This window comes from bacterium (genome assembly GCA_026398675.1).
GTDB lineage: Bacteria > RBG-13-66-14 > RBG-13-66-14 > RBG-13-66-14 > RBG-13-66-14 > RBG-13-66-14.
Map to the genome: position 1 here is coordinate 1 of JAPLSK010000318.1, position 2391 is coordinate 2391.

The 2391-nt window shown below is 69.5% G+C and carries 2 protein-coding genes; both read left to right on the top strand.

Translation table 11 applies throughout. The features are described 5' to 3' along the window. The coding region (locus NTW26_09355; GenBank protein MCX7022459.1) for a heavy metal translocating P-type ATPase at positions 1–1101 on the top strand (1101 nt) is incomplete at its 5' end. Between the two features lie 229 nt (positions 1102–1330). Next, positions 1331–1984: a sugar transferase gene (locus NTW26_09360; protein ID MCX7022460.1), complete on the top strand. Its 654-nt coding sequence runs from the start codon at positions 1331–1333 to the stop codon at positions 1982–1984. The last annotated feature ends 407 nt before the right edge of the window (positions 1985–2391 follow it).

A 2391-nucleotide genomic window follows, 5' to 3' on the forward strand; every position in this document is an offset into this window, starting at 1 on the left:
GGCGGCTCGGCGGAGACCGCCCTGGTGAACGCGGTCAGCCTCCTGGTCGTCGCCTGCCCCTGCGCCCTGGGGCTGGCGACCCCCATGGCGGTCATCGTGGGATCGGGTCTGGCGGCCCGGCGGGGGGTCCTCTTCCGCGACGCCGCCGTCATGGAGACAGCAGCATCCATTGATACAGTGGTTTTCGACAAGACCGGGACGCTGACCGTGGGCCGGAGCCGTGTCACGGAGGTCGAGACCTTCGGCGCGGACGAGGGGGAGGCGCTGGCGCTGGCGGCGGGCCTGGAGCGGGGCTCCAACCACCCCTTCGCCTCGGCGGTGCTGGCCGCCGCCGGGGAGCGCGGACTCTCCCCTCTGGACGTGGCGGACGTGGAGGAGCTGGCGGGCGCCGGCGTCCGGGGCTCACAGGGCGGCGCCCCGATTCTCTTGGGCCAGCGCTCCATGCTGGAGTCCGCCGGTATTGACCTCTCGGCCGCCGACGGGTTCGAGGCGGAGCAAGCGGCGTCCGGCTCCGGCATCGCCTACCTGGCCCGGGACGGAGCCCTCCTCGCCGTCCTGGCGGTTTCCGACGAGCCGCGCCCCGAGGCCGCCGAGGCGCTGGATGGGCTCAAAAAGCTCGGCATCCGCACCGTCCTGGCCACCGGGGATCGCGAGGCCCCGGCCCGGGCGGTCGCGGATAAACTCGGCATCGGGGAGGTCCACGCCGGTCTCGATCCGGCCGGCAAAGCGGAGCTGGTCCGGCGGCTCCAGGCCGGCGGTGCCCGTGTGGCAATGGTGGGCGACGGCATCAACGACGCCGTGGCGCTCTGTGCGGCCGACGTGGGGGTTGCCCTGGCCTCGGGCACCGATGTGGCGGTGGAGTCGGCCGACGTGACGCTGGTCCACGGCGGCATCGGGGCGGTGGCGCGCTCCTTCGTCCTGGCGAGGAAGACGCGCGGCACGATCAAGGGCAACCTCTTCTGGGCCTTCGCCTACAACATGGGGATGCTGCCGGTGGCCGGTCTGGGGCTTCTCTCGCCGGTGCTGGCGGCGGGGGCGATGGCCCTGAGCTCCCTGTCGGTGTCCGTCAACGCCCTTGCGCTCCGGCTGAGGGCCCGATGATTGAACGAATGCGTTACTTTTTACCCCATCCCGGCGGCGGGAGGGGCCTTTTTTACGGTTTTTTCGGCGGGCGGGGCCCGCGAAGGCCCTGTCTGCGCCGGTAAATCACACCCCCAGGCCGTTCCGCGGAACTGTGGCATTTTTTTTGCACATGTATCCCCTGACTGGGCTTGACATTACGAGGGGACTCCGGGTATATTTCTCCTTCAACTACTTGAACATTAACGAGATGCGCGGTTTTTTCAAAAGGGCTCTGGATATCGTTGTCGCCGTGGTCGGCATCGCCCTGTTCGCGCCGGTGATGGGCGTCATCGCCGTGGCGATAGCCCTGGGCTCGCCGGGTCCGGCGCTCTTCCGGCAGGAGCGTGTCGGCCACCGCGGGCGCATCTTCCCGATGTACAAGTTCCGCACCATGGAGGCGGACGCGGACGGCCGCGGCATCACCTCGGCGGGCGACCCCCGCATCACCCGCGTGGGCGCCTTCTTGCGCTCCTGGAAGCTGGACGAGCTGCCGAACCTCTTCAACGTTCTCCGGGGCGAGATGGGCCTGGTCGGCCCCCGGCCCGAGCTGCCCTGCTACCTTAAGGGCCTGAACGAACGCCAGCGGCGCATCCTGGAGCTCCGACCCGGCATCACCGGCCTGGCCCAGCTCCGTTACATCAACGAATCGCTGGTCATCACCCCGGATCAGGTGGACCGGGATTACGAGTGGATTCTGGCGCAGAAAATCAGCCTCGACCTGGCCTACATGGAGCGGGCCGGGGCCTTCTACGACCTGAAGCTCATCCTCGCCACCCTGTGGATGCTCCTGCGCGGCGATTCGGCGAGGGCCCGGCTTCCCCACGTGCCGAAGCTGGCGGGCTCCCCCGAGACGGCGAATTAAACGCCGGTCCCGCCGGGGGGGCCGTTGGGGGCGAGAGATTGCAAGCATGTTGCGCGCCCGTGGGGGCGTTTTAGTATCCGTCGGTGTGGTATCCGCACCCGGCTGATGTTACGGATACCAATTGTAGGGCGGGGACTTCAGTCCCCGCCGCTTTTACCCCTCACCCCCATCCCCTCTCCCCAGAGGGGCGAGGGGGGCCGCGGGCCGTCGCGTTTACGTTCCCGGCCCCGACCCTCACCCCCATCCCCTCTCCCACAGGGAGAGGGGGGCTGCGGGCCTCACCCCGGCCCGCGCCTTGCAGTCTGCGATGACGTAGGGCGGGGATTCCTCTCCCCGCCGCGTTTACGTTCCCGGCCCCGACCCTCACCCCCATCCCCTCTCCCACAGGGAGAGGGGGGCTGCGGGCC